Origin of the sequence: Actinomadura geliboluensis, from assembly GCF_005889745.1 — a bacterium.
GTDB classification, from domain to species: domain Bacteria; phylum Actinomycetota; class Actinomycetes; order Streptosporangiales; family Streptosporangiaceae; genus Spirillospora; species Spirillospora geliboluensis.
The window spans coordinates 1-6290 of record NZ_VCKZ01000493.1; the positions used below are offsets into that span (position 1 = coordinate 1).

General features: G+C 75.5%; 7 protein-coding genes. 3 read left to right on the forward strand and 4 right to left on the reverse strand.

Annotation, left to right across the window (positions count from 1 at the left end):
* Nucleotides 1-75 precede the first annotated feature (75 nt).
* Genes ETD96_RS39405 through ETD96_RS39420 form a run of 4 tightly spaced genes read right to left on the reverse strand, consistent with a single transcriptional unit; the run spans nucleotide 76 to nucleotide 3540 of the window.
* Complete coding sequence (locus ETD96_RS39405; protein WP_138641587.1) at nucleotides 76-1278, reverse strand: ABC transporter permease; 1203 nt, start codon at nucleotides 1276-1278, stop codon at nucleotides 76-78.
* Entirely contained in the window at nucleotides 1275-1964 is a 690-nt protein-coding gene (locus tag ETD96_RS39410; protein ID WP_138641588.1) for an ABC transporter ATP-binding protein, read from the reverse strand. Before ETD96_RS39410 ends, ETD96_RS39405 begins: the two co-directional genes overlap by 4 nt.
* Entirely contained in the window at nucleotides 1961-3004 is a 1044-nt protein-coding gene (locus ETD96_RS39415) for an efflux RND transporter periplasmic adaptor subunit (protein ID WP_171069457.1), read from the reverse strand. The genes ETD96_RS39410 and ETD96_RS39415 overlap by 4 nt, the downstream gene beginning before the upstream one ends.
* A complete protein-coding gene (locus tag ETD96_RS39420) occupies nucleotides 3004-3540 on the reverse strand; it encodes a hypothetical protein (protein ID WP_138641590.1) in 537 nt (178 codons plus the stop codon). Before ETD96_RS39420 ends, ETD96_RS39415 begins: the two co-directional genes overlap by 1 nt.
* A 177-nt stretch (nucleotides 3541-3717) precedes the next feature.
* On the opposite strand from ETD96_RS39420, the gene ETD96_RS39425 reads away from it, so the two are divergent.
* From ETD96_RS39425 to ETD96_RS39435, 3 genes are read left to right on the forward strand one after another with little or no spacing between them, the layout of a single operon-like run.
* Nucleotides 3718-4374, forward strand: coding sequence for a response regulator transcription factor (locus ETD96_RS39425; protein ID WP_138641591.1), 657 nt, complete (start codon nucleotides 3718-3720; stop codon nucleotides 4372-4374).
* Nucleotides 4371-5621: a sensor histidine kinase gene (locus tag ETD96_RS39430; protein WP_138641592.1), complete on the forward strand. Its 1251-nt coding sequence runs from the start codon at nucleotides 4371-4373 to the stop codon at nucleotides 5619-5621. The genes ETD96_RS39425 and ETD96_RS39430 overlap by 4 nt, the downstream gene beginning before the upstream one ends.
* 10 nt (nucleotides 5622-5631) lie before the next feature.
* On the forward strand, nucleotides 5632-6141 hold the full coding sequence (locus ETD96_RS39435; protein ID WP_138641593.1) for a mycothiol transferase: 510 nt from the start codon (nucleotides 5632-5634) through the stop codon (nucleotides 6139-6141).
* The last annotated feature ends 149 nt before the right edge of the window (nucleotides 6142-6290 follow it).

Genomic DNA, 6290 nt, shown 5'->3' on the forward strand with positions numbered 1-6290 from the left:
CTGGAAGCCCGTCCCCCTGGAAGCCCGCCCCGCCTCCCCGGGGGCGGGCTTCCGCCTTGCCGCGCCGACGGCCGGTTAGGGCGCCGCCAGCGCCTCGGTCGGAGCGAGCTGGGCCGCCCGGACGGCCGGGTACAGGCCCGCGACCGCGCCGATCAGCAGCGTGGCGAGGACGCCCCCGGCCATCGCCCACACCGGGACGACGGTCGGCCACCCCTGCGACACCGCGAACACCGCGGTGACCGCGATGCCGATGGCCACGCCGCCGACCCCGCCGAGCGCGGCGAGCAGCTGCGACTCGGTGAGGAACTGCAGCCGGATCTGCCCGCGGGTCGCGCCGAGGGCGCGGCGCAGCCCGATCTCGGCGCGCCGCTCCAGCACCGAGATCACCATCGTGTTGGCGACGCCGACGCCGCCGACCAGCAGCGCCACGGCGCCGAGCCCGAGCAGCAGCCCGGTGAACGCCTCGTCGGTGGCGGCCCGCGCGGCCAGCGCGTCCGAGGGGCGGCTGACCTCGACCTCGGTGGGCGCCTGCGGGTTCGCGGTCGCGGCGAGCAGGTCGCGGACCTTCTCCACCGCGTCCTCGCGGGCGCGGGTGTAGAGGGTGGTCGGGTGGCCGTCGAACCCGAGCCGGGCGCGGGCGGCCTCCCAGCCGACGAGCGCGGCGGCGTCCAGCTCGGGGGCGAGCTGGTTCGGCTCCAGGACGCCGACGACGGTGAACCACTGCGAGCCGAGCCACACCTGCGCGCCCGGCCCCGCGATGCCGAGCCGGTCGGCCGCCTCCGCGCCGAGCACCACGGCCGGGTACCGGGCCGTGCCGGCGTTGAGCCAGCTGCCGGACGCCATGGCCAGGCCGACGGTCTCCGGCAGGTCGAGCCGGGCCGCGCGGACGCTGATCCCGCCGCTCTCCCCCTCCGGGATGTGGTCGTTGCGGTAGACGTTGGCGTCCTCCAGCGTCGCCGTCGCCGACGCCGACTCGACGTCCGGCATCCGCCGCACCATCCCGACGGACTGCTCCGGCAGCTTCGCCTCCCCGCCGAACAGGTCCCGGCCGGGCTCGGCCGTGAGGAGGTTGGTGCCGAGCCGGTCCAGGGTGGCCTGGAGCTGGGCGCGGCTGGACGTCGAGATGCCGACCACGCCGATCATCGCGGCGATGCCGATCGCGATGCCGAGCGCCGACAGGAACACCCGCATCGGGCGCGACCGCAGCCCGGCCGCGCCGACCCGCAGCGCGTCCGCCGGGCCGAGCCGGGCCGGCGCGCCGCCGTTCCCCCGGGTCATGTCACCGCCTCCGCCCGTGCCTCGTCGCGGACGATCCGGCCGTCGCGCATCCCCACCCGGCGGGGCAGCAGCGCGGCGATGTCCCGGTCGTGCGTGATCAGCACGACGGTGGTGCCGCCGCCGGACAGCTCGCGCAGCAGGTCCAGGACGCCCGCGCCGGACGCGGAGTCCAGCGCGCCGGTCGGCTCGTCCGCCAGCAGCAGCGCCGGCTCCCCGACGACCGCCCGGGCGATCGCGACCCGCTGCTTCTCCCCGCCGGACAGCTGGTGCGGCCGGTGCCCGAGCCGGTGCCCGAGACCGACACGCTCCAGCGCCTCCCGGGCCCGCCGGCGCCGCCGCGCGAGCGGCACGCCCCCGTACAGCAGCCCGTCCGCGACGTTGTCGAGCGCGCTCACCCCGGCGGCGAGGTGGAACTGCTGGAACACGAACCCGATCCGCCGGGCGCGCAGCGCCGACAGCCGCCAGTCCGGCAGCCGCGAGACGTCGGTGCCCTCGACGAGGACGGTGCCGGCGCTCGGGCGGTCGAGCGTGCCGAGCAGGTGCAGCATCGTCGACTTCCCGGACCCGGACGGCCCGACGATCGCGACCAGCTCCCGCTCCGCCACGGTCAGCGACACCCCGTCCAGCGCGGTCACCCCGCCGGGGTAGGTCTTGGTGACCCCGCGCAGCTCCACGACCGGGCTCACGAGGGCACCCCGACCTTCATGCCCTCGGCCACTCCGGACCCGGAGATCTCGACCCGCCCGCCGGTGAACACGCCCGTCTCCACGGGCACGGTGCGGACCCGGCCGTCCTCGACGACCTGGACGGCGTAGCCGCCGTCGCCCCGGGCGAGCAGCGCGCCGACCGGGACGGCGAGGACGCCGCGGTGCCGGTTCGCGGTGAGGCGCACCTCGACGGGCGCCCTGTCGTAGGAGCCGAGCGACTTCTGGGAGCCGACGGAGACCACGACCTCGATGGTGGCCGGCTGGTCCTCCCTGCCCTCCTCCGCGACCCGCCCGACGGAGCCGATCCGCCCCTTGACCGTGCCGCCGGACGGCAGTTCGATCTCCACCCCGTCGCCCTTCCGCACGAGCCGCTGGTACTTGACGTCCAGGTCGACGGTCACGACGCGGGTGGTGCCGGTGTAGGCGAGGACGGGGCCGCCGAGCCGGTCGCCGACCTCGGCCCTGCGCGCGGACACCCGGATCCGGCCGGGCGCGACCACGGCCGAGCCCGGCCGGACCGCGCCGGTCTCGGCGACGCCGAGGGCGTCCTGCCAGCGCTTCACCGCCGCGGCGGTCGCGGCGCTGTAGGTCTTGTCGACGGTGAACCCGGTGTAGCCGAGGGCCCGCAGGTTCCGTTCGAGCTGCAGGACGTCGGCGCCCTCCGTCCCGGTGGAGAGGGTCCGGTAGATCGGCAGCCTGCCGTACAGCAGCGGCACCGGCCTGTCGTCGACCCGGTACACCGGCCGCCCCCGGGAGACCACCGAGCCGGTGCCCGGCAGCCAGGTGAGGACGCCGCCGCCGGCGGCGGACACGGTGCGGGCGGCGCCGTAGCCGAGCGTCCCGTCCACGTCCTTGGTCTCGACGAGGGTCGTCCGCTCGACCGGCGCCGTGGCGGGCGGCAGCGCGCCGCGCGCGGCGGCCGGGCCGTCGCCGCCGCCCAGCCCGGCGGTTGCGAGACCGGCGCCGCCGACGGCGACCACGCCGGCCGCGCTCAGCGCGATGGTGCGCGTCCTGGCCACTACTCGCCGCCCGACGTGCCGCCGGACACGCGCCGCTCGGGCTGGTACTTGGCGCACGCCTTCTGCGCAGCCTGGAACGTCGCGCCCTCCGGGTCCATCTCGGTGCCCTCCTTGCCCTCGACCAGCATCCGGCCGTCGGGTTCGGGATCGGGGAACCCGGTGACGCCGTGGTCGCGCATGCACTTGGAGAAGGCCCGCATCTTCGCGAGCTGCTCCGGATCGGGCTTCTTCGGCTTCCCGCCGTTGGGCATGAGGTGCGCGCACTTCTTCTGCGCGGCCTCGACCTTCCCGTTGGTGTCCGGACCGCCCCCGCCCGGCTTCGCGGACGAGCGGATCTCGACCCTGCCGTTCTTCGGGTCGGGCATGTCCACGCCGTTCTCGCGCATGCACTGGGCGAACTCGCGCATCTTCTGGTCGTCACCGGCCGCCTTGCCGGTGCCGCTCGCCGCGGCGTTCTGCTTCCCGCCCCCGCAGCCCTGCACCCCGAGGGCGAGGACCGGGACGAGCGCCAGCGCCGCGAGCGTCTCTCGTCGCATCGATCGGGCTCCTTGTCGTCTCCGCCGGACGGACCGCCGGCGGCGCACGCAAGTCCAGCCCGGAGCGGGTAACCCGGGCGTAACCGGATCGCGTTATGCCCGCGTTACGCCCGCTCCCCCAAGCTGGTCCCGGCGGAAGCGGGCGGGGACGGCGGGGCGGACAGGAGAACGGCGGACGTGCGGGTACTGATCGCCGAGGACGAGCGGATGCTCGCCGATTCGATCGCCGAGGGGCTGCGGGCCGAGGCGCTCGCCGTGGACGTGGTCTACGACGGGGACGCCGCGCTCGAGCGCCTCGGCGTGCACGACTACGACGTGCTCGTCCTGGACCGGGACCTGCCCGTCGTGCACGGCGACGACGTGTGCCGGGCGGTGGTGGAGTCGGGCGCGCTCGTGCGGGTGCTGATGCTGACCGCCGCCGTGGCCGTCCCGGCGCGGGTCGCCGGGCTGCGGCTCGGCGCGGACGACTACCTGACCAAGCCGTTCGCGTTCGAGGAGCTGGTGGCGCGGATCCAGGCGCTCGGCCGGCGGGCCCGCCCGGCCGCGCCGCCGGCGCTGGAGCGCGCCGGGATCCGGCTCGACCCGGCCCGCCGGGAGGTGTACCGCGACGGCCGGTACGTGCACCTGGCGCGCAAGGAGTTCGGGGTGCTCGCCGAACTGCTGCGCGCGCAGGGCGCGGTCGTGTCCGCCGAGCGGCTGCTGGAGAAGGTGTGGGACGAGCACACCGACCCGTTCACCAACACCGTCCGGGTGACGCTGATGAAGCTCCGCCGCAGGCTCGGCGATCCCCCGGTCATCGAGACCGTCCCGGGAGTGGGGTACCGGATTCCATGACGCACGTCACCGACCGGCTGCGGCCGACGATCCGGATGCGGCTCACCCTGCTCTACACCGGCCTGTTCCTGTGCGCCGGGATCGTCCTGCTGGGGCTGACCTACCTGCTGCTGAAGAGCAGCCTGCCGAGGCAGGCCGACCCGGTGGACGTGAACCGGGTCTTCGCGAGCGCCCCCTCGGAGTGGTCGCTCACACCGCCGCCGGATGGGAGTCCCCCGGAGGCCACCGTCCAGAGGTTCGAGGGGGTGCTGACCCAGGAGCGGGAGAACTACCAGCGGGAGACGCTGAACGCGCTGCTCACCCAGGGCGGCGTCGCGCTCGGACTGGTGGCCGCGGCCGGCCTCGGGTTCGGCTGGCTGCTCGCCGACCGGGCGCTGCGCCCCGTCCACACGATCACCGAGACGGCGCGGCGGGTGGCGCGCAGCCACGACCTCACCGAGCGGATCTCCTACGAGGGGCCGCGCGACGACGTCAAGGAGCTGGCCGACACCTTCGACACCATGCTCGGCCGGCTGGCGCGCGCGTTCGACGGCCAGCGGCGCTTCGTCGCGAACGCCTCCCACGAGCTGCGCACCCCGCTCGCCATCAACCGGACCCTCGTCGACGTCGCGGTGCGCCGCCCGGACGCCACCGACGACGTCAAACGGCTCGGCGAGTCGCTGCTGGTGGTGAACGGCCGGCACGAGCGCCTCATCGACGGGCTGCTCACGCTCGCCGGCTCGGAGAACGCCGTGGCGGACGCCGCGCCGCTCGACCTCGCGGACGTCGCCGGGCACGTCCTGGAGCAGGCCGGGCCCGAGGCCCGCGCCCGCGGCGTCACCACCGACCGCAGGCTCGGCCCGGCGCCCACGTCCGGCGATCCCGTGCTCGTCGAGCGGCTGGTGCAGAACCTGGTCGAGAACGCGGTCCGGCACAACCGCGACGGCGGCGAGCTGGCGGTCGCCACCCGCGGCCGGGACGGCTGGGCGGAGCTCACCGTCGCCAACACCGGGCCGGTGGTGCCCGGCTACGAGATCGAGACGATCTTCGAGCCGTTCCGGCGGCTCGGCAACGACCGGGTGCGGTCCGACCGCGGCGCCGGGCTGGGCCTGTCGATCGTCCGGGCGACCGCCACCGCGCACGGCGGCACGGTCACCGCCGTGCCGCGCCCCGGCGGCGGCCTCACCGTCACCGTCCGGCTGCCCTCCCGCGCGCCCGCCGGGGAACTCGCGGCGCCCGGGACGGGAGATCCGGCGCGATCGGGGTAGCGTCAGCCCAATGACCAGTGCGCAACTGCTCACCGACGGGTTCGGCAGGATCAGGGAGGTCGTCCACGGCGCGGTCGGCGGGCTCACCGCCGAGGAACTCGCGTACCGGCCCGCCGAGGGCGCCAACTCGATCGCGTGGCTCGGCTGGCATCTGACCCGCATCCAGGACGACCACGTCGCCGGCGCCGCCGGCACCGGCCAGGTGTGGACGGACGAGGGCTGGGCCGACCGGTTCGGCCTGCCGCTGGACGTCCTCGACACCGGGTACGGGCACGGCCCCGACGAGGTCGCGGCGGTCGAGGTCGGGTCGGCGGACCTGCTGACCGGCTACCACGACGCCGTCCACGACCGGACGATCGAGTACGTGTCCGGGCTGACCGACGCCGACCTGGAGCGCGTCGTCGACCGCTCCTGGGACCCGCCCGTCACGCTCGCCGTGCGGCTCATCAGCGTGATCTCCGACGACCTGCAGCACGCCGGCCAGGCCGCCTACGTCCGCGGCCTGCTGGACGAGGGCTGAACGACGAGGGCTGAACGCGGCGCCGGCTAGGGCGTGTTTTGAAAGGGGTCACAGCCACTCGTTGATTGCGGCGATGTGGACAGTGGCCTGGTAGCGGACGGCGAGCTTGTCGTACCTGGTCGCTACCGCGCGGTGGCGGTCGGGTAGCC

What these genes read in the sequence shown, in the direction of transcription:
- ETD96_RS39435 (WP_138641593.1), top strand. Translation starts at nt 5,632, where the DNA reads ATGACCAGTGCGCAACTGCTCACCGACGGGTTCGGCAGGATCAGGGAG.
- ETD96_RS39430 (WP_138641592.1), top strand. Translation starts at nt 4,371, where the DNA reads ATGACGCACGTCACCGACCGGCTGCGGCCGACGATCCGGATGCGGCTC.
- ETD96_RS39420 (WP_138641590.1), bottom strand. Translation starts at nt 3,540, where the DNA reads ATGCGACGAGAGACGCTCGCGGCGCTGGCGCTCGTCCCGGTCCTCGCC.
- ETD96_RS39405 (WP_138641587.1), bottom strand. Translation starts at nt 1,278, where the DNA reads ATGACCCGGGGGAACGGCGGCGCGCCGGCCCGGCTCGGCCCGGCGGAC.